General features: G+C 51.2%; 18 protein-coding genes, 1 tRNA gene and 1 pseudogene. 6 read left to right on the plus strand and 14 right to left on the minus strand.

Annotated elements, in window-relative coordinates:
* Positions 1-181: 181 nt before the first annotated feature.
* Complete coding sequence (locus tag AB182_RS07185) at positions 182-757, plus strand: hypothetical protein (RefSeq protein WP_047369493.1); 576 nt, start codon at positions 182-184, stop codon at positions 755-757.
* Between the two features lie 21 nt (positions 758-778).
* Here AB182_RS07185 and iraP read toward each other — a convergent pair whose 3' ends face one another.
* The 5 genes from iraP to AB182_RS07210 all read right to left on the minus strand — a co-directional run bounded on the left by iraP (position 779) and on the right by AB182_RS07210 (position 5,489).
* Positions 779-1,126 carry an anti-adapter protein IraP gene (iraP, locus tag AB182_RS07190; RefSeq protein ID WP_047369494.1) on the minus strand — a complete coding sequence of 116 codons (348 nt, stop codon included), beginning with the start codon at positions 1,124-1,126 and terminating at the stop codon, positions 779-781.
* Positions 1,127-1,660: 534 nt separating this feature from the next.
* A complete protein-coding gene (locus tag AB182_RS30325; protein ID WP_071845850.1) occupies positions 1,661-2,722 on the minus strand; it encodes an acyltransferase family protein in 1,062 nt (353 codons plus the stop codon).
* A gap of 607 nt (positions 2,723-3,329) precedes the next feature.
* A tRNA-Pro gene (locus AB182_RS07200) sits at positions 3,330-3,406 on the minus strand.
* 76 nt (positions 3,407-3,482) lie between these two features.
* A complete protein-coding gene (gene yejM / locus AB182_RS07205) occupies positions 3,483-5,243 on the minus strand; it encodes an LPS biosynthesis-modulating metalloenzyme YejM (RefSeq protein ID WP_047369496.1) in 1,761 nt (586 codons plus the stop codon).
* An 18-nt stretch (positions 5,244-5,261) separates the two neighbouring features.
* The gene (locus AB182_RS07210) at positions 5,262-5,489 is read right to left on the minus strand and encodes a YejL family protein (RefSeq protein WP_039079937.1); all 228 of its coding nucleotides are present in this window, start codon (positions 5,487-5,489) and stop codon (positions 5,262-5,264) included.
* Positions 5,490-5,621: 132 nt separating this feature from the next.
* Here AB182_RS07210 and yejK point away from each other — a divergent pair, with 132 nt between their 5' ends.
* Both yejK and AB182_RS07220 read left to right on the plus strand, forming a co-directional pair.
* Positions 5,622-6,626, plus strand: a complete 1,005-nt coding sequence (gene yejK / locus AB182_RS07215) for a nucleoid-associated protein YejK (RefSeq protein WP_039079938.1) — start codon at positions 5,622-5,624, stop codon at positions 6,624-6,626.
* 70 nt (positions 6,627-6,696) lie between these two features.
* Positions 6,697-6,939, plus strand: a pseudogene (locus AB182_RS07220) (hypothetical protein); the annotation flags it as partial.
* Positions 6,940-6,980: 41 nt separating this feature from the next.
* Here AB182_RS07220 and rplY read toward each other — a convergent pair.
* Both rplY and AB182_RS07230 read right to left on the minus strand, forming a co-directional pair.
* Positions 6,981-7,265 (minus strand): 50S ribosomal protein L25, encoded by a 285-nt coding sequence (gene rplY / locus AB182_RS07225; RefSeq protein ID WP_047369497.1) that lies wholly within the window; start codon positions 7,263-7,265, stop codon positions 6,981-6,983.
* A gap of 129 nt (positions 7,266-7,394) precedes the next feature.
* Complete coding sequence (locus AB182_RS07230; protein WP_047369498.1) at positions 7,395-9,155, minus strand: DEAD/DEAH box helicase; 1,761 nt, start codon at positions 9,153-9,155, stop codon at positions 7,395-7,397.
* Positions 9,156-9,309: 154 nt separating this feature from the next.
* Here AB182_RS07230 and rsuA point away from each other — a divergent pair, with 154 nt between their 5' ends.
* The 3 genes from rsuA (at position 9,310) to AB182_RS07245 (ending at position 11,908) form a co-directional block, all read left to right on the plus strand.
* On the plus strand, positions 9,310-10,017 hold the full coding sequence (gene rsuA, locus AB182_RS07235) for a 16S rRNA pseudouridine(516) synthase RsuA (RefSeq protein WP_047369499.1): 708 nt from the start codon (positions 9,310-9,312) through the stop codon (positions 10,015-10,017).
* A gap of 16 nt (positions 10,018-10,033) precedes the next feature.
* Positions 10,034-11,227: a Bcr/CflA family multidrug efflux MFS transporter gene (locus AB182_RS07240; protein ID WP_047369500.1), complete on the plus strand. Its 1,194-nt coding sequence runs from the start codon at positions 10,034-10,036 to the stop codon at positions 11,225-11,227.
* Between the two features lie 336 nt (positions 11,228-11,563).
* Positions 11,564-11,908: a YejG family protein gene (locus AB182_RS07245; protein WP_047369501.1), complete on the plus strand. Its 345-nt coding sequence runs from the start codon at positions 11,564-11,566 to the stop codon at positions 11,906-11,908.
* Between the two features lie 3 nt (positions 11,909-11,911).
* Here AB182_RS07245 and yejF read toward each other — a convergent pair whose 3' ends face one another.
* From yejF to AB182_RS07280, 7 genes are all read right to left on the minus strand, one after another.
* Positions 11,912-13,501 (minus strand): microcin C ABC transporter ATP-binding protein YejF, encoded by a 1,590-nt coding sequence (gene yejF / locus AB182_RS07250; RefSeq protein WP_047369502.1) that lies wholly within the window; start codon positions 13,499-13,501, stop codon positions 11,912-11,914.
* Between the two features lies 1 nt (position 13,502).
* Complete coding sequence (locus AB182_RS07255) at positions 13,503-14,528, minus strand: microcin C ABC transporter permease (RefSeq protein ID WP_047369503.1); 1,026 nt, start codon at positions 14,526-14,528, stop codon at positions 13,503-13,505.
* A complete protein-coding gene (locus tag AB182_RS07260; RefSeq protein WP_047369504.1) occupies positions 14,528-15,628 on the minus strand; it encodes a microcin C ABC transporter permease YejB in 1,101 nt (366 codons plus the stop codon). The genes AB182_RS07255 and AB182_RS07260 overlap by 1 nt, the downstream gene beginning before the upstream one ends.
* A gap of 9 nt (positions 15,629-15,637) precedes the next feature.
* Positions 15,638-17,446 (minus strand): extracellular solute-binding protein, encoded by a 1,809-nt coding sequence (locus AB182_RS07265; RefSeq protein WP_047369505.1) that lies wholly within the window; start codon positions 17,444-17,446, stop codon positions 15,638-15,640.
* A 95-nt stretch (positions 17,447-17,541) separates the two neighbouring features.
* Positions 17,542-19,098 carry a cyclic di-GMP phosphodiesterase gene (locus AB182_RS07270; protein ID WP_047369506.1) on the minus strand — a complete coding sequence of 519 codons (1,557 nt, stop codon included), beginning with the start codon at positions 19,096-19,098 and terminating at the stop codon, positions 17,542-17,544.
* A 195-nt stretch (positions 19,099-19,293) separates the two neighbouring features.
* Complete coding sequence (gene mepS / locus AB182_RS07275) at positions 19,294-19,857, minus strand: bifunctional murein DD-endopeptidase/murein LD-carboxypeptidase (RefSeq protein WP_039079949.1); 564 nt, start codon at positions 19,855-19,857, stop codon at positions 19,294-19,296.
* Positions 19,858-20,291: 434 nt separating this feature from the next.
* A complete protein-coding gene (locus AB182_RS07280) occupies positions 20,292-20,984 on the minus strand; it encodes a phosphatase PAP2 family protein (RefSeq protein ID WP_047369507.1) in 693 nt (230 codons plus the stop codon).
* Positions 20,985-20,999 lie beyond the last annotated feature (15 nt).

Consider the following 20,999-nt stretch of genomic DNA (forward strand, 5'->3'; position numbering starts at 1 on the left):
GTTTTTTGTCTTAGCGTTTGAGCAGTTTAAACCGATGACAGAATCGTTTTGCCCCTGAAATCATCCCCGCTACTTTTGCCGTAAATGGCTGGCGCTTTGGCGTGTTGACAATCTGGTCGCCAGAGTAAAAGGTATAATCCGCGTAATTTCCATCAGGCAGGCCACAAGGATTCGTTATCCCGTGAATAATACATTCGGTTTTCCATTTTCAGGGGGCATTTTCGCCCTGGCCTTTATCGCCAGCGCCGCAGTGCAGGCATCGGAAAATAAAAAGCCTGACGTGATTAATCGCATCATGGCGGAACCGGTGCACAATCTGAGTCTCATGGATGCCGATCCACAGGGAACATTGCGTTGGGTCGTCTGGCAGGAAGGGCAGGCAGATTCCCGCGCTTCCTACCTTGCGTTGTATCAGCAGGCTAAAGGAGTTGCATCACCGGTATGGTCAACAAGCTGGTCGGATGCCTGGGCTCCTGCGCTGTACTCTCTGTCTGAATGGCGCTGGCAAGGAAATGCTCTTTTGGCCGTGACGCTTCAATTTGGCGCCGCCGCCGGGCAAGTTGAACTGTATGGACTGGATGCGAAAAACCAGCCGGTACAACTGGCAGAAAAGACGGCAGCAAGCGTCGGCTGGAAAATCAATGAAGCGGGTGAGCGATTATTAGTTCTTTATGAACCAAAGCCAACAACGCTCAAAGCGAGCTGTTATGGCTGGCGGGAAAATACGGGCAAATTAATGCCTCAGTCGTGCAACTGACAGGGACAGATCTTCCGGTAATCATTTCTGTTCGGGGCTATCGTCAGTATTCGATAAAAGGTCGTTCAGTGTTTCGAAATCGATTTCTGATTCAGCGTCATCCAGCAACTGGGTAACGGAAAGCAGATCGGTAAATTCGCTGAGCAGCATTTCGGCATCGGATTTAAGCGGCGTATCGGAGACATCGACCGCCGTATTGATGGCTTTCTTAACGTTCTCAATGATTTCGCGAACGCCGCCGTTTTTCCCGAGCGTGAGTACCAGGGCGCTGAGCAACAGTGACTGTGCCTCTACGCGAGCCGTCAGCTGTTTCGCCTCCGCATCCATCCTGGAAATCTTTGCAATCATACTAATAATGACATTTTTCATGTGATTCCCTGCCTCTGATCCGCATGAGTCCTGCCCACCCACAAAACATGAGCGTGCCATTTCTAAAGCCTAAATGAGCTTAGGTTATTTCACGCGTTGAAAAATGCTGAGCCGGACACAGATGTGAAAAGATCTGTATCAGGCATTAAGGGAAAACGCGGTCTGACAAACAATCGCCTGTGAGCGCGATAGATATTGTTTTTTGTCTGCAAAGGGAGAGGACGGTAAGACGTGCGGGGATCGCAGGCATTAAAAAACCCGCAGACTCAGAGAGAATGCGGGTTCTTAAGGGGTAACCGGTCGCGTAAAAACTTACCGGTGAAATATTTGGTCGGCACGAGAGGGAACGGTTTTATGAGTTAACCTTTTAATTTTTAATTAAAAATTCTGTTTTTTTATGCCTTATACCTTGCCTGAAATAGAAAATTACAAGCACCTGCCTGACACAGGTACGGAAAATTTTGTTTCACCCAAAAACTACGATGCCTATACCCTCTCAGAACAATGTCATAGGCATTAAGTTATTATTTGTTTTTAACTAACGTTGTTCATCGAGAAATTAGAACTCTGCTTTCTGAACAATCGATCCAGAAGATGTGTCCATGGATTATCGACAAAAGAAGCGAACAGGTAAGAAAGTATAAGAGTAGATGAAATATATAAGAAGAATGTTATGGATAGGGAACCTGTTTTAAGGAAAATAAATGAAGCAATGCTATTGATAGTTAAGAAGTGTATCAGGTATAAACCAAAAGAAATATCGCCAAGTTTTATAAAAACGGGATTTGAAAAAATCTTAGCAACGAAATTGTTCATTGATACACTTGTTAATAATAAAAATGCAGCAATGGGATACGTGGCGTTGATTGAAAATGGCATAAGAGCTGGTGGAAGAGCTAACGCTGCCATTGATAAGGCTAGAATAAGAAAAGTGATACTTACCAACAAAGGAAAGCTACGGTGCTTGCTTGTAAGCAAGCCAAGTGCTGCTCCAAGCATAAATTCAAAGTAGTGTGTATTGTAGGAAAAAAACAATAGCACTGCCAGGGAAAAAACTTGAGCATAAAAGTTAATGAATTTACATCCAATTGCAAAAGTAATAACAATAATTACTGCGAATAACTCATACGATATCGTCCATAAATTGGAGTTATATGTGAGAGTTGGATCAAAAGATACGAAGTCTGTCCAGATAGATTCAATAATAGCAAGTTTGAGGTCTGGCTGAAATTTATACCACCTGGCCAGCCAATCTGATTGAGCTGCAACAGATGCTTCTGCGTTAGAGAAAAGACCAAATCTGTGAATTAAATATGCAAAAAAACATACGCACATAATAGGGATACTTAATCTTAAAAATCGCTTTACGGAAGCATTTAACCCTTTTTTAAATGAAGATAAATAAAATTTCTTAAAGAATATATAACCACTTAAAACGAAAAACAAAGCTACAGCAAAATGACCATTCCACATTGAACTTAGAAGAGAATGGTTTATCGGTTTTTCATAGGAGATAAACTGGTTGTCAAAAGATCTAAAAAAATGAAATAGCGCTACAGATAAAGCAGCGATACCCCTAATACCATCGAGGTGCAAATTTCGTCCACCAGGAGCAACAGAAGCTGTTAGATTTTTTTTTGTGGATTCATTAAATATTATTCCGATTTCGCTACATTCTAAATTAACTTTAACATTAGCAGCATGTTTCCGTCGACACTTATGCCTGACTTGCTCTCAATTATTAACATACCTCGTTGCTAAAAAAATCTTCATCAGCAACCTGAAGGTATGCCCATGAAGAAGCCTTTTCCGACGAACAGGTTATCAGTATCTTCCAGGAGGCCGAAGCAAGTATTTCTGCCTGTGAGCTTCGTCGTAAAAGTGACATGCACCATCCTCTATATATGTTGGTATGTGACAACACTATTTATCTCTGGGCCTCTGAACGGAAGCACAGAAAACAGAGGAGCCTACAGAAGAGTCACCAGCAGTTACGTTGAGTCGTGACCATCTCATTCGTAAGCGGACTTGATTTAAACTTTATGTTGGCAACCCGTAATTCGCGAAACTGATGGGCCACTCTTTCATGATAAGGTGATTGCCTGGTATCAATGGCCTGGCTTTTTAACCAATTATTTTATTATCGCCAACTTTCAGGTATAAAAAAACCAACCGTAAAAGGTTGGTTTTTTTTAGGGAAATTTGGTCGGCACGAGAGGATTTGAACCTCCGACCCCTGACACCCCATGACAGTGCGCTACCAGGCTGCGCTACGTGCCGATTTGTGGCGGTAATAGTACCCTTTTCACCGCTGATTGCAAGTGACCGGGTCGCTAACTGATTCATAAATAATCAATCAGTTAGCGATAAACCGTTTTTCATCTGTCAGGACCTGCAACAGCAAACTCAACTGCGGTTTCTGATCCTGAATTTTTTCACCCTGTGGATTCCAGGTCTGATAACTGCCGTTCTGATTGAGCACCAGTGTCATCTGCGGTGTCGTAATCGCCAGTGCATCGCCGCTTGCTGCGGTAACCCAGGTATGTCGGCGTGTCGCGTTAAACAGATCCTGACCCTGCGAATACTCGTTTGCTGGCGTACTAACATGCAACAGGCGCTGCATCAGCGTCGTCATTACATCTTTGTGGTCGGTCAGCTTGTTAATGCGCTGTGCAGGTGTGCCCGGCCAATGAATCACCAGAGGTACATGGAGATTATCGCGCGACCAGGCAAAGTCAGTGGCCGGCTTATCAGCAGGCATGCCATGACCCGCGGTAATGATCACCACCGTATCATCCAGCTTGCCAGACTCGCGCAGCGCATCCAGTAAACGGTTAATCTGCGTATCAACATCGGCAACGGCGCGACTGTAACGACGGGCAAAACTCTGCTGATTACCGTCCGGGAGCGTGGTGCCGTTTAACGCTACCCAGGAGAACCAGCGGTTATCGTCCTGAGCATAATGACCCAGCCAGTCAATCCATTGATCGGCAGTCTGCGCGTCCGTTTGTGTTTTTGCCGCAGGCAGCGAGAAATCAGAAAGCAACGCCTGACGATACAACGCGCTGCTAAACCCGTTGGAAGAGAATAAACCTAGCTGATAACCCTGCTGATTGAGCGCAGAGATCAGCGCTGCAGGCACACGTGCTGACAGCACACCATCCATGTAGCTCGGTGAAATACCATAAAACAGGCCAAAATAGCCGCTGTCCGCACTGTTGCCCGAACTCATATGTTGCGTAAAGGTCACGTTCTGTTCGGCAAACGCGGTCAGCGCTGGCATCTGTTTTTCGTAACCTGAGTAATTCAGGCCATCAACCGTGATCAGCAGAACATTTTGCCCGGGCCCCATATCCAGATAGCGCAGATCGCTTAATGGATACTGTACCGAAACGGCTTCCGGGCTGCCTTGTTCAATCAGGCGACGCTGATAATCCTGAGCATCCAGCAGGCCGTGTTTCTCCAGGAAACGGCGGGCCGTCATCGGGTAGGAGAGAGGCAGATTCGCCCGCTGCATGGTAATAGGGCGATAGAAGTTAGCATCCGCCCAGATATACATAACGTGGGTGGCAATAAAGGCAACGAAAAAGAACCCTGCCACTGGCTTTGCATAGCGCCGCCGCCGGGTCAGACTGCGAAGTTTTTGCCAGCTCCAGGTGGCGAACAACATCTCAACGAGCAGGATAACCGGCACGCCGATAAACATCAGTTGCCAGTCACGCGCCGTCTCATTCTGGTCGGGGTTGATCACCAGTTCCCAGACGATGGGATTGAGATGCAGGTGAAAACGGGTAAAAACTTCGCTATCGATAAGTAACAGCGTCATGCCCATGGTCGCCAGAATAACGGACAGGAACCGCATCAGGCGCTGGGACATCACCACAAAGGTGAGGGGAAATAAAATCAGCAGGTAGGTGGCGAACACCAGAAAGCTGAAATGACCGACCACGCTCAGGTAAGAGTATATCCGCCCGGCAAGCGTTGTCGGCCAGTCGGCGACAAACAGATAGCGGCTACCGACCACAATGGACAATAAAATATTGAACAGGGCGAACCAGTGCCCCCAGCTTACCATCTGGGAGACTTTTTCACGGTAGGGCTGACGATGAGTCACCATAACTTGTCGCTGTTTACCTTAATGCGCTTTATCGTCATTAACGGACGACTGCAGTGCCTGGGCGAAAGATTTTGCGATGGCCTGGCGTTGAGCAGGGGCGATGCTGGTATTGATCAAGTTCGTCACCATGTTCCCCAGAACCATCAGGGAAAGGTCGGTCGGAGACTTGTGTTTTTCCAGCACGTTGGCCAGCTCACTTAGCAGTTGTTCAACGTGTTCATCACTGTAGCGGGAAATTTGTGGCATAAATCGAAATCAGTTATTCATAAAGGGCAACATATTACCGTAGCAACAGCTTTTTTTCTGCTTTTTTATCAGCAGTTGCACAGTTGCTTGCGTGGTGGTTGAATACCGCCCGGTCTAAAAGGAGAGTTTATCATGAGTCTGGACATCAACCAGATTGCCCTGCACCAGCTTATCAAGCGCGATGAGCAAAACCTTGAACTGGTGTTGCGCGAATCTTTGCTGGAACCGACCGCTCCCGTTGAGGAGATGGTCGCCGAGTTACACCGGGTTTACAGCGCGAAAAGTAAAGCCTACGGCCTGTTTAACGACGACAGCGAACTGGCGCAGGCATTACGCCTTCAGCGTCAGGGCGAGGAGGATTTTCTCGCGTTCAGCCGTGCGGCAACGGGGCGCTTACGTGATGAACTGGCAAAATATCCCTTTGCGGACGGCGGCATTGTGCTGTTCTGCCACTATCGTTATCTGGCGGTGGAATACCTGCTGGTCGCTGTGCTGAATAATTTAAGCAGCATGCGCGTTAATGAGCAACTGGACATCAGCGCGACGCATTATCTCGACATCAACCATGCGGATATCGTGGCGCGTGTGGATTTAACCGAGTGGGAAACCAACCCGGAATCGACGCGTTATTTGACCTTCCTCAGAGGGCGCGTTGGACGCAAGGTTTCTGACTTTTTCATGGATTTCCTCGGTGCAACCGAAGGGCTAAACGCCAAAGCGCAGAACCGCGGCCTGTTGCAGGCGGTGGATGACTTTACCGCGCAGGCGCAGCTCGATAAATCAGAACGTCAGGATGTTCGCCAGCAGGTCTATACCTACTGTAATGAACAGTTGCAGGCAGGCGAAGAGATTGAACTGGCGTCACTGTCGAAAGAGCTGGCGGGCGTAAGCGAAGTCAGTTTTGAAGAGTTTACCGCCGGGCAGGGCTATGAGCTTGAAGAGAGTTTCCCGGCGGATCGCAGCACGCTGCGCCAGTTAACCAAATATGCAGGTAGCGGTGGTGGGTTAACCATTAACTTCGATGCCTTACTGTTGGGTGAGCGTATTTTTTGGGATCCGGCGACGGATACATTGACCATTAAGGGCACGCCGCCGAATCTGCGCGATCAATTGCAGCGCAGAACCGGTGGCAACTGAGCGCACTGTGCGTAAAGGAATACGCCAGAAACCGCCTGTCGATGTTGCATTGCTGCAACGGGCCTTCAAAGTCTGGTTCGATTTTCAGTTTGACGGGCAGATGTGGCAGTGCGCGGATTTGCTGAGTAACGAAAAGGTGTTTGCTGCGTTCAGCGAGGGGCAGAACATCCCGATACGTATTTTGCCGTGGATGCCAGAGAGCGCATCTATTCGCCAGAGGGCATTGCTCAACCAGCTTAAGCGTGATGATTTACGGGCACAACCGGACGATACGCGAACGGGTAAACCACTTATTGAGTTTGATGAGACATAAAAAAACCCCGCATAGCGGGGTTTTTCTCAACTTGTCAGCGATTACGCGCGAACGAAGTCGATGTGAGACAGTTTCGGTTTGTAAGCGTGACGCTGTACAGCCTGAACTTTCACTTTTACTTCTTTGCCTTCGATAACCAGAGTCTGAACTTCATCGTAGAATTCAGCTTTAGACTGGATGTTCCACAGCTGGTCGTGGTCCAGTTCGATAGCAACCGGAGCTTCATTCCCACCGTAAACGATAGCCGGGAATTTGTTAGCTGCGCGCAGGCGGCGGCTCGCACCCTTACCCTGCTCTTTACGTACTTCTGCGTTGATAGTAAACATTTAAAACTCTCTTCAATAGTTCCTGCTACAGGCGACCCAGCAACAGGCAAGTGATCTGCTTTGCGGATGCAAAAGCGGGCGGGATTATACCCGTATCCCCCCGCTGTTACAAGCCGCACTGAGATGAACTTAGCCGCGTAACTCATTGGCGCGGCGAAAGCGTCCTTCATAATCGAATACTTTCTCTCGTACCTGCCAGTACTGGCCTTTTTTACGCGCCACGACAAAGTCCGGGTGGCGTAGCAGCGCCTGCTGGGCGAGGATATCGGCGGCAACGATCCAGCGTAACGGCACGCCGGGTGTCCGGGTGTGCGGGCGGATAAAGAGTTGCTCAAAGGCGGTTCGCTGGGCAGGTGTTTGCAGGCGGTAGCGTTCGCTGACATCCGCCCCGTCTTCATCGTAGTAGGTAATTTTCAGCCATTCGCCTTTGTCATCCGCGCCGTGCTGCAGGTCCATCCCGCTACAGCGCAGGACCAGCGCGTCTTTGAGTTTCAGCGCCGCTTTGAGCATATCGTCCGGATCGACCAGGATGGTGTCGCAGGTCCGGCAACGGCGGGCGGCAATGTCGTTTTCCGCATTACACTGGGGGCAATTTTTAAAACGGAAACGGTAGTCGCACTGTTCCCGTTGGCCGTCGTCGTCCTCAAACCAGCCCTGGCAGCGGCGGCCAAAATGTTCGATTAACGTGCCATCCGCCGTGGTTTTCCCCCAAAAGGTATTGGCAAAGCCACAGGCCGGGCAAAACACCTGCACGGGTACGTTATCGCTTTTTCCTTTCGGCGCACCCACTTCCGGCGCGTAGAGATCGTGCGGATTCCCGGCGTAGTCGAGGATCAGGCAATCGGTCTTACCGGGAAACAGCCGCAGGCCACGGCCAACGATTTGCTGATACAGGCTGACGGATTCTGTCGGACGCAGGATGGCAATCAAATCGACATGGGGCGCGTCGAAGCCGGTAGTGAGTACTGACACGTTCACCAGATAGCGAAAGCGTTGCGCCTTAAACGCCTCAATCAGCGCATCACGCTGCGGGCCTGGCGTTTCCCCTGTAATCAGCGCCGCTTCGTCTGCCGGCAACAGCCCGGTGATTTCACGGGCATGTTCTACGGTCGCGGCAAAGATCATCACCCCTTTGCGGTTTTCTGCGAACTCAACAATCTGGCTGATGATATGCGGCGTGACGCGCTTTTGTTTTTTCAGTTCACGGTTCAGATCCGCTTCGCTGAACAGGCCGTTACTCTGCGCCTGCAGACGGCTAAAATCGTACTGCACCACGGGCATATCGAGGCGTTCTGGCGGCGTCAGATAGCCATGCTTGATCATATAGCGCAGCGGAAGCTCATAAATGCAGTCGCGGAAAAGCGCTTTTTCATCGCCCCGAACCATGCCGTGATAATGAAAACGGTAAATCCAGCCTTTCCCCAGACGAAAAGGGGTCGCGGTGAGGCCAAGCAGTCGTACGCGGGGATTCACTTTGCGCAGGTGTTGTAAAATTTGCTGATACTGGCTTTCATCATCATCGCTGATGCGGTGGCACTCATCGACAATCAGCAGTGAAAACTCCCCTTGAAAATGGTCAAGGTTGCGGGCAACGGACTGTACGCTACCGAACACCACTTTGCCCTCACTCTGTTTACTCTTAAGGCCCGCAGCGTAAATATCCGCCTCCAGGCCCAGAGCGAGATATTTTGTGTGGTTTTGCGCGACCAGTTCTTTAACGTGTGCGAGCACCAGCACGCGCCCGCGCGCCACCCTTGCCAGTTCAGCAATAACAAGGCTTTTGCCCGCGCCGGTGGGCAGGACAATCACCGCGGGTTCGTCGTGGTGGCGAAAGTGGGCGAGGGTAGCGTCTACCGCTTCACGTTGATAAGGGCGTAAGGTAAAAGTCATGCTCTTCATGGTGTGACAACATCATGTCACAAGTATGCCACGAATCTTTCCCTTGAGCGGCGTAGAATGACCGCTATACTGACAGGCGTAAATCACCTGAGTCTTCTTAAGGACGAAAGTCCTGCTCCCAGCACCATACAGGCAAAACAACTTCATGCGACTTGATAAGTTTATCGCTCAGCAACTCGGCGTAAGCCGTGCTATTGCCGGACGTCAAATCCGCGCCAGCCACATTACCGTAGACGGCGAAATCGTCAGAGATGCCGCGTTCAAATTACTCCCGGAATACGAGGTGGAGTATGAGGGTAACGCACTGGCTCAACAGACCGGCCCCCGTTATTTCATGCTCAACAAACCGCAGGGCTATGTTTGCTCAACGGACGATCCCGATCACCCGACGGTACTTTATTTTCTCGATGAGCCGGTAGCGCATAAACTGCATGCGGCGGGGCGCCTGGATATCGATACCACGGGGCTGGTGCTGATGACCGACGACGGTCAGTGGTCGCACCGTATCACCTCTCCGCGTCATCACTGCGAGAAAACCTATCTGGTCGAGCTGGAGTCGCCAGTGGCGGAAGATACAGCGGAACGCTTTGCTAAAGGTGTCCAGTTACATAACGAAAAAGATCTGACCCAACCGGCGCAGCTTGAAGTGATCGCCCCGACGCAGGTACGTTTAACCATCAGCGAAGGGCGCTATCACCAGGTAAAACGTATGTTTGCCGCGGTGGGCAACCACGTTGTCGGGCTGCATCGTGAACGTATCGGCGCGATTACCCTCGACGACGATCTGGCGCCGGGAGAGTACCGCGCACTGACAGAAGAAGAGATTGCCAGCGTCGGTTTGCCTGCGCGTTAACTTACAGGAGCTCCATGTGACCAACAGGCCACACTCATCACTGAGCATTGTTATTATTCTTGGCCTGCTGGCCATGTTGATGCCGTTATCGATTGATATGTATCTGCCCGCGCTCCCGGTGATTGCCGGGCAGTTTGGCGTACCGGCTGGCAGTGCCCAAATGACGCTGAGTACCTACATTCTGGGCTTTGCGTTGGGGCAATTACTGTATGGCCCGATGGCGGACAGCATCGGGCGTAAGCCGGTGATCCTCGGCGGTACGTTGATTTTCGCCGCAGCGGCCGTGGCCTGCGCGCTGGCGCAAAGTATCGATCAATTGATTACTATGCGCTTCTTTCATGGTCTCGCGGCAGCTGCAGCCAGCGTGGTGATTAATGCGCTGATGCGCGATATGTATCCGCGCGAAGAGTTTTCGCGGATGATGTCGTTTGTCATGCTGGTAACCACCATAGCGCCTTTGCTTGCCCCGATGATCGGCGGCGCGGTGCTGGTTTGGTTTAGCTGGCATATGATCTTCTGGATCCTGGCGGTGGCGGGCTTGCTGGTCTCGGCAATGATTGCCGTGTTTATTCGTGAAACCCTGCCGCCTGAGCGCCGTCAGCCGTTCCATTTGCGCACGACGGTGGGCAATTTTGCCTCTCTGTTTCGTCATAAACGCGTGCTGAGTTATATGCTGGCAAGCGGCTTTAGCTTTGCCGGGATGTTCTCTTTCCTGAGCGCCGGACCGTTCGTCTATATCGAAATCAACCATGTTTCGCCACAGGACTTTGGCTACTATTTCGCGCTGAACATTGTGTTCTTATTCCTGATGACCATCATTAACGGGCGCTTTGTCCGTCGCATTGGTGCGCTCAAAATGTTCCGTAGCGGGCTTTGGGTGCAGTTTGTTATGGCGTTGTGGATGGTTATCACGGCACTGCTCGGCGTGGGTTTCTGGTCGCTGGTGGTGGGCGTGGCTGCTTTCGTCGGCTGTGTTTCACTGGTCTCGTCGAACGCGATGGCGGTCATTCTTGATGAATTTCCCCATATGGCAGGTACTGCTTCGTCACTGGCCGGTACGTTTCGTTTTGGTATTGGCGCCATTGTCGGCGCGCTGCTTTCTATGTCGACGTTCAACTCAGCATGGCCAATGATTTGGTCCATCACCTTCTGCGCAACCAGCTCCGTTCTCTTCTACCTCTACGCCAGCCGCGGCAAAAAACAGCCGTAACCTTTCAACAAAGGGGGGCGGAAACGTTCCCTTTTTTGATGCATATCAACCAAATCAGAGATACATTCGGACATGTTTGTTTATTTTATGTAAAATCCGTTTATGTAAAAAGTCACATCATTGTAGTAAAATAGGTTGAGTTAGATCTCAGAAACGGGTACATATAGCCGAAAAAAGGGCCGGGGTTCATCGATAAAAACCTGATAAATGAACCGCTAACCCGCATGCAGCATGACGTTACGTGTTTTATGTGCCGCTGACGAGACGATTTGTCAATAATGTGTTAATATAAATGTGAAATATTTGTGAAGTTATTGGTACTTCCGGGGACAGAAAGTGAATACATTACAACTCTCGATCATCCACCGTTTACCCCAGTGCTACCGCTGGCTCGATGGTTTTGCAGGCGCAAGGGTTGAACCGATTCCGCAAAATGTCGATGACGCGGAAGGAAGCCTTGTGGCGCTCAAACTATTGAGTCCTGATGGCGATAGCGCCTGGCCAGTGATGCACAAGCTGAGTCAGGCACTGAGTGACATCGAAGTGGCTTGCTCCGTTGTAGAATGCGAAGGTGAACCCTGTCTGTTTGTGAGCTGCCAGGATGAGTTTGCAGCGACCTGTCGCCTGAAAAACTTTGGCGTCGCGATCGCCGAACCTTTCACCAGTCAGAATCCCTTCTGAGCGTCAGCTTAGTGCTAAAAGCTGGCGCGTATAGTCCTGCTGCGGCGCGCTAAACACGCGGCGGCACTCTCCCTGTTCAACCACCTCTCCCTGTTTCAGCACAATCACCTGATGGCATAACGCGCGCACGACCTGCAAATCGTGACTGATAAAAATATAGGCCAGATGGTGCGTCTGCTGGAGCGATTTCAGTAAGGCGAGGATCTGCGCCTGCACCGTTCGATCAAGAGAGGAGGTGGGTTCATCCAGAATGATCAGCTCTGGTTTCAGTATTAATGCCCGGGCTATGGCAATACGCTGGCGCTGACCGCCTGAAAACTCAGCGGGGAAACGGCGGCGGGTTTCCGGATCCAGACCAACCTCGTTCATCACTCTGATGACCTCGGCCTCCCGTGCTTCGCGCGTTAATGTCGGCTGGTGCACCAGTAATCCCTCTTCGATAATCTGCTGAACGTTCAGCCGTGGATTGAGCGAAGAGTTCGGATCCTGAAACACGACCTGAATGCGGTGGCGCACCGGTAACATTTGCTTGCGGTTCCACGTGTGCAGAGGGCTATCACCAAAGTTGATGGCACCCTGCGAGGCAATCAGGCGCAACAGAGCAAGCCCGGTGGTGCTCTTCCCGGAGCCCGACTCCCCGACCAGGCCCAGCGTTTCGCCTGCACGCAGGGTGAAGCTGATATTATTGACCACCCGATTTTCGCCCACCACACGTTTAAAGATACCTTTGCGGATGGGAAAACTGACGCCGAGATTGTCGACGCGCAGTAGCGCAGGTGTGTCCGGGTCAAGAGGAACCGGGTCGCCTGCGGGCTCGCTGTTCAACAGGCGCCGGGTATAGGGATGGGACGGCGCGGCAAACAGTGCGCTGGCGCTGTTCTGCTCGACGCAGAGACCGTTTTGCATCACGGCGACGTTGTCTGCCAGTTTGCGCACGATGCTCAGGTTGTGGGTGATAAACAGAAGCCCCATGTTCAGCTCCTGACGCAGTTCGCGCAGTAGCGTCAGGATTTGTGCCTGCACCGTCACATCCAGTGCGGTCGTGGGTTCATCGGCAATCAATAGCTCGGGACGGGTGAGCAGCGCCATGGCAATCATCACGCGCTGGCGTTCGCCACCGGAGAGCTGGTGGGGGAAATCCCCCAGGCGCTGACGGGCATTGCGGATACCCACCCGGTCCAGGCAGGTCAGGATCTCGGCCCGGGCGGCCTCACGGCGCATCCCCCGGTGTAGCGATAAGACCTCATAGAGCTGCTTTTCCACGCTATGCAGTGGGTTTAGCGACACCATCGGTTCCTGAAAAATCATCGCGATTTTATTGCCGCGCACCTGGCGTAAGGTTTTCTCGCTGGCATGCAGCAGGCTTTCGCCATGAAAGAGGATATCGCCCTGCGGATAGACTGCCGGTGGAGTGGGCAGCAGACGCAGAATCGACAATGCGCTCACGCTTTTGCCCGAGCCGGATTCGCCAACCAGCGCCAGTGTTTCACCCGCCTCAATTTGCAGCGAAAGCGAATCCACCACCGTGCGTTGCGTCTCCTGCTGACGAAAAGCGATAGACAGGGAATCAATGCGTAACAGGGGAGGGGTCATCTTACACCGCCTTGTTAGGGTCGAAGGCGTCGCGCACTGCTTCACCAATAAAAATTAACAGCGACAGGAGTACCGCCACGGACAAAAACGCTGCGATACCCAGCCAGGGTGCCTGCAGGTTGTTCTTCCCCTGCAGCAATAATTCGCCGAGCGACGGCGAACCCAGCGGTAAACCGAAGCCAAGGAAATCCAGCGAGGTAAGGGTGGAAATCGAACTGCATAAAATAAACGGCAGGAAGGTCAGCGTGGCAACCATTGCATTGGGCAGCATGTGGCGCAGCATAATACTGCGATCGTTCACCCCCAGCGCCTGCGCCGCACGGATATAGTCGAAATTTCGCGTGCGCAGAAACTCAGCGCGCACGACGCCGACCAGACTCATCCAGCCGAATAGCACCGTAATGGCCAGCAACCACCAGAAACCAGGCTGTACGACGCTGGAGAGGAGAATAATCAGGAACAGCGTTGGCATGCCTGACCAGACCTCAATAAAGCGCTGGCCCCACAGATCGATTTTCCCGCCGTAATAGCCCTGTAGCGCACCTGCAAGGACGCCGATAATGCAGGAGCAGAGCGTTAACATTAAGCCAAACAGTAATGAAATACGCGTTCCGTAAAGGATACGCGCCAGCACATCACCGCCGTTGGCATCGGTACCCAGCCAGTTCTGTTTCGAGGGCGGCGAGGGGAAAGGCTGAGTGGTGGCGTAGTTGATGCTGCGCGCGCCAAAACGAATGGGGGCCTGAAGCATCCAGCCATGTTGAGCGATTTGTTGCTGCAGCCAGGGATCCTGATAATCCGCAGACGTAGCAAACGGACCGCCGAATTCGCTCTCGCTATAGTCAAAAATGACCGGCGCATACCAGCTTCCCTGGTAACGCACCAGTAGCGGCTTATCATTGGCGATCAGTTCGGCAAACAGGCTGAATATAAAGATCAGCAGAAAAATCCACAGTGACCAAAAGCCGCGGCGATTATGGCGAAAACGCGCCCAGCGAGTCTGATTGACGTAGCTTAATTGAAACATCAGCGTCCCTCGAAATCGATGCGCGGGTCGACCAGCGTATAGCTAATGTCGCTGAGAATATTCAGCAACAGGCCGATAAGCGTGAAAATATAAAGCGTGCCGAACATGACCGGATAGTCGCGCGAAACGGTGGCCTCGTAGCCCAAAAGCCCCAGGCCATTAAGCGAGAAGATGACTTCAATGAGCAGCGAACCGGTAAAAAACATACTGATAAAGGTGGCCGGAAAGCCTGCAATCACTAACAACATCGCATTACGAAACACATGTTTGCGCATGATGCCGCCTTCGCTGACGCCTTTTGCGCGCGCGGTGACCACATACTGCTTGCGGATTTCATCCATAAAAGAGTTTTTGGTCAGCATGGTCAAGGCCGCAAACCCGCCGATGACGGTGGCCAGCACAGGCAGGGTGATATGCCACAGGTAGTCGGTAATCTTACCGTACCAGGGCAGGGTATCGAAGTTTGACGAAACCAGCCCGCGTAGCGGGAAGATATCGTAATAGCTGCCCCCCGCAAAAAAGACAATCAGCAAAATAGCAAACAGGAATGCGGGTATGGCATAGCCGATGATGATAAACGCGCTGCTCCAGACGTCGAACCGACTACCGTTGTAAACCGCTTTGCGGATCCCAAGGGGAATTGACACAAGGTAGATGATCAGCGTTCCCCATAGCCCAAGCGTGACGGAAACCGGCAGGCTCTCTTTGATTAGCTGTAGCACGGAGGCGCTGCGGAACAGGCTATTGCCGAAATCGAAACGGACGTAATCCCAGAGCATCCTGAAATAACGCTCATGAATCGGTTTGTCGAAACCGTAGCGCTTGGTGATTTCAGCAATAACTTCGGGGTCCAATCCACGCCCGCCGCGATAGCGGCTGTCGTTGCTGGTGGCGCTGCCCACGCCGGTACGGGCATGCGTGGCGCCGCCGCCTTCAGCCGTACTGCCCGGCAGACCACTCTGGTTACCGAATTCAATCGCCGCAATGGCCTGATCGACCGGCCCGCCGGGGGCAATCTGCACGATAAAAAAGTTAATGGTGATAATCGCCCACAAGGTGGGAATGATCAGCAATAAGCGTCGAATAAAATAGGCGCCCATTCCGTCTCCTTAACGTCTGTCTGCGGGCAGTTTTGCCGCTTTGTTCACGTCATACCACCAGGTATCAAAACCCAGAGAATAGACGGGGCGAATGCCTGGCATGGAGAACTTGTCCCAGTAGGCCACCTGATCGGCTGCCATGTACCACATGGGCAACATGTAATAATTCCAGGTCAGCACCCGGTCGAGTGCCCGCCCCAGCGGTAGCAGCTTTTGCTTGTCTCCCTGCGCCTGGATAATTTGCGCGATCAGTTCATCCAGCACCGGGCTTTTGACGCCTGGAGAGTTATAGGTTGAATCAATGTATTGCGAGCTCCAGGAGATTTGCAGATCGGAACTGGGCCATGGCATCGCCCGCCAGACGCGGGGCATCATGTCGTAATCGCGGGTGCGCAGGCGATTGGTTATCTGCGAGTTATCGACCTGGCGGACGTCCATCGTAATACCCAGCCGCGCCAGGTTGTGCTGAAACGGCAGCACCCACTGATTGTTGCCGCCAGAAGGCAGCAGCATCTCGAAAACGAAAGGTTTACCGGTCCGGGTGTTTATCAGCTTCTGGTCTTTCATCTCCCAACCCGCCTGCTTAAGTAGCTCGCTGGCTTTCAGCAGATTCTCCCGGTCATAGCCATCGCCTTTGGATACTGTCGGGGTATAAATAGAAGTGAAAACCTCAGGCGGCAGGTCGGCTTTCATCGGCGCCAGCAGCATCAGCTCTGCGGCATCCGGATAATTACGCGCGGCATATTCAGTGTTCTGGAAATAGCTGTTGGTGCGGCTGTAGGCGTTATAAAACAGCGCCTTGTTCATCCACTCAAAATCAAAGGCCAGCGAGACAGCTTCACGTACCCGACGATCGTTAAACACGGGCCGCTGGATATTAAATGCCAGCCAGCGGGTATCCTGCGCGGAGGTGTTGGGCTGCTCATCTTTAATGATATAGCCACGGTCGAAATTGCTGCCGATATAGCGCGTCGCCCAGTTTTTTGCGCTGCCTTCGGTGCGCATATCGAACGCGCCGGCTTTAAAGGCTTCGAAGGCCACATTGTCATCAAGGTAATAGTCATAACGGATGCTGTCGAAATTCCAGCGCCCACGATTGACTGGCAGCGTCGCCCCCCAGTAGTCCTTCACGCGCGAGTAAGTCACGTACTGCCCCATTCGCCAACTGGTGATGCGATAAGGGCCGCTACCGAGGGGAGGGGACGAGAGCGGGTCGCTGAGTTTATGATCTTTCCAGAATTTCTCAGGCATCACTGGCAGGGAGAAAAGGCTAAGCATGTTCTCCTTGCCTGGCTCACCCAGTTCAAAACGCACCGTCAACGGCGAAATGGCTTTCGCCGTGGTTCCCTTATAGATCAGACGGAATTGCGGTACCCCTTCGGTCATAAATTTATTGAAGGTGAATGCCACATCACTGGCGCGAATCGGCGAGCCGTCGTGGAAGGTCGCGCGCGGATTAATCGAGACCTCGACCCATGAATAATCATCGGCGTAGCGGGCTACCTCTGCAATCAGCGGATAGTAGCTGCCTGGCTCATCGTCGGAGGTGGTAAATAAGCTGTCATAGAGCGACTCGGTGCGCACGGCGGCATTACCGCGCAGTGCAAAACGGTTGAAGCTATCGAAGGTACCGAGATACGAAAGCGTAATATTTCCGCCTTTAGGCGCAGCCGGATTCACATAGTCAAAATGGGAGAAATTGATGGCGTATTTAGGCTCGCCGATAACGGCAAACGCATAATTCTCTTTAATGGTTTGCGCATAGGTTACTGTGCCTACCAGCAGCAAACTTAATATAAACAGGCGCACAAACTTCATCGGGCGGGATCCTTTACCTGTGGCGCGTCGGGCGCGCCAACGTTTTCTCATTGAATAATAAGGGAGGGGGCGCCCGTTGTGAAATAATTAACGGCTTAAAGTCGTGATGAAAACTGCGGGGGATGCCACATCGTGAACTGTTCGAGTGTCATCGGGCGGCTGAAATAGTAACCCTGCATGAAATTAACGCCATTTTCCCGTAACCAGCGGGCCTGTTCCGGCGTTTCGACACCTTCTGCTACGGTGGCCATGTTCAGCCGTTTCGCCAGCGTCAGCACGGCATCAAGCACCGGTGAGGTGATGGTTTCCGTGCCGATAGCATTCACAAAGCCGCGATCGATTTTGAGATAATCTACGGTGAAGCGTTCAAGGTAGATCAGTGCGCTGTGACCGGTGCCGAAATCATCAATCGCAATTTCATACCCCTCATCATGCAGCCACTGGAATAATTTCACCGCCTCACTCTGGCGCAACATATCCCGCTCAGTGATTTCCAGCACCAGACGGAAATAGTCGTCCGGAAGGGAATGAGTAAGCTGGCGAATATCCTCAGCAAAGCTTTCGACATGCAAATGGCCGGGCGAGATATTGATACCCAGTTTGGCCCCCTGGGGCAGCAGCGTTTGTAAGACCGGCGCATCGTGGGCAATAAGCTTAAACAGATGCAGCGTCAGCGGCACAATCAGCTGTTGCGCCTCGGCGTACTGGATAAACGCATCTGGCGGAATTTCGCCGGCGGTGGGGTGTTTCCAGCGCATCAGCACTTCGACACCGCGCACACGCAGTTCGGTGGAATCAACAACGGGTTGATACACCACATAAAACTGATTTTGTTTAATTGCGGTAAGGATCTCTTTGCCAGGACGCATTCGGATATACAGATACCAGGCGGTCAGCAAACCCACCAGTGTACCCATCATGCCGCCAAACAGCAGGGCAAATTGTATGTCTTCGGGCTTCCAGTTCTCGGTATAAAGATGAATGGTCAGCGGAAAGCCAGCAAGATGAGCCGTGCGAAACGGCGTGGTTTTCACGGCCCGCAGATCGACAAGACCTGTCGAGAAGGTGGAGATCGCGTTGTTGCCGATACCGAGGGCAATACCGCTCAGCTCTTGTTGCTGTGAGGTATAAAGCAGGAAAGGGGTAAGGTTAACATTGAGTGAGACAAAAACGCCGCGGTCATCAAGCAATGTGCTGCGGAACCACATCGCAATCGCAGGTTTATCCGGCATCATTGGTGTACCGGATAAGATGACCATATCAAAGTTTTTATTCAGATCAATTTCCGGTAAGAGATCTTTCATTGGAACATGCATCTCGCCCGTCGCGGAAGAACAAAATGCCTTATCGTTTTTAACTAATAAAAATGCGCGGACATTCATGCTAAAAGCGGCACGCGAGGTCAGCTCGCTGGCGACATCTGCGCATTCATTGAGCGTTAGCGGCTGGAGCGACTCCGCGGTGGTTTTGATATCTCTAAAATAGTCTGTGAGCCAGTGCTGCATGCCCGCGAGTACGGCATTCATCTTTTGTTCATGTCTTTTTTGAACGACTAAAAACTGAATACCGCTAACGGCAATAGCCGCGAAGAGACCGACCAGAAGGCTAAACAGAAGAATTTTCCGGCTGGCGGAAAAGTTGCGGGTCAACATCACTTATATCCATATCTGGCGAATTTGAGCGGAAAAAGCCAGGCGTTTGATCTGTCTGATATTCCAGGAATATAGCCTGGAAAGACTGAATGAGACATATAAACATGCAAGAAAAATGAGCATAAAAAAACACCGCCGAAGCAGTGTTCTTTTATCGTTTCGCGCCAGCCAAGGGATAACCGGCGAAAACATGCGTTAGCTGCGGGACAGTATACGGCGCGCTTCGTTGTAGCGTTTCTTCCAGTACGGTTCATCCATGCTGGAAATTACCACACCGCTACTGGTCGAAGCATGGACAAACTGGTTATTGCCAATGTAGATACCTACATGGCGACCCGTCGACCCTGCCCTGAACAACACCAGGTCACCGGTACGCAAACTGGTGCGTGATACCGATTTACCCATTTCCTGCTGTTCGTAGGTTGAACGCGGTAATTCTAAACCAAACTGCTCACGGAAAGTGCGCTGGACGAAGCCGGAACAATCAATACCTTTCTTAGTGTCGCCGCCTAAGCGGTAACGCACACCCTTCCAGTCAGCATATTGATCGAGGATGCGATTTTTCACATCCAGATTACGCACCATATTTTCAAATTCATCCTGAGAGGCTTGCAGTGAAGAGATATCTTCGCCCACAGCATGCGTCTCAGAATGCATGTTCTTCGCGGTATTTGTTGAACAAGCTGATAACAGAACCGCCACTGCTACCGCGGGAATCGCCCGCAAGATATATCTCAAAATCGGCTGAGATTTGACCATGTTAATTATTTTCCCTTGAAGTCCTTAACGATAAATATCGTTATAAAAAATGCCAACGCAGCGAGAGTAATTACCTGTATGCAATGAGACAATTACCAGTGGTCAAATCTGTGGGTGAACGCACAAATTTATTCTTTATGAAAATAATCGCTCATTTGCTCAAAGCAGACCCGAGATTACCCTATCACCTCCGGCATTGCGAGCGCTTTTCTGTGATTTTTTATAAGAAATTATGATACAGAAGGTTAATTATCAGGAATGGCTAAAAAAACGGCAATTTGGGTTAAAAATCATGCAACTCACTCATTTAAATAGTGATTGTTATTACAGCGTGATGACAGAAAACACGAAATTTCGGCAAATTTGCGTCAGGGATCGAAAACGATCCCTGATGATTAGCGTTCAATCGTGTTATTAAAGTGTATAAAAGTTGTTTAATTGCCCGGTAGGTAACGATCAAACAGGCTAATTATTTTGTCGCTAAGTGATGTCATAAGGCACCAGGGCAGACCAATCAACGCCACAGAAAGAGAGCCAACGGCAATATCGGTAAACCAGTGAGCGCCAATCATCACGCGTGGGAAGGCGAAAACCACAACTATAATCAGGGCAATGCCGAACGCTTTTTTACCGAAATACCGCAACATGATCGCAGAAAAAATAAGCAACATCATACCATGATCGCCCGGGAAACTGTCTTTGGAGGCGTCTTTGGTCGGGAAATTCAGTAATTCACTGACCCGATGAATACCGTTAAAAAATAGTGTTGGGCTTTCGCGTTTAACGGGAATAAGTAATTGCGCAAGCTGATTAATAACCACCGCGAAAAGCAACATCGTCAGGCCAATGATGAGAATACGACGACGTCCTACGCGGTCTTCACGCAACCAGAACGACAGCATCAGGCAGCCCATCGCAATAAGCGAGCAGGCGTCAAAAGCGCGGTTGTTGGTCAGCGCGACCAGCCACAGGAAAGCACGACTCTCAACGAGGCCGTTATTAAAGAAGTGGAAAATTGCCGCATCCAGCGGAAACCAGAATCCATGATTGACTGGCAGATACCATGACAGGAACAGCGCAAATCCAGCGAGATTAAGCAAAAAAATAAGAGGTAAACGAGTCTTCATCTTTAACCATTTTTA

The sequence above is a fragment of the Phytobacter ursingii genome (assembly GCF_001022135.1).
In the GTDB taxonomy this organism is placed as follows: Bacteria; Pseudomonadota; Gammaproteobacteria; order Enterobacterales; family Enterobacteriaceae; genus Phytobacter; species Phytobacter ursingii.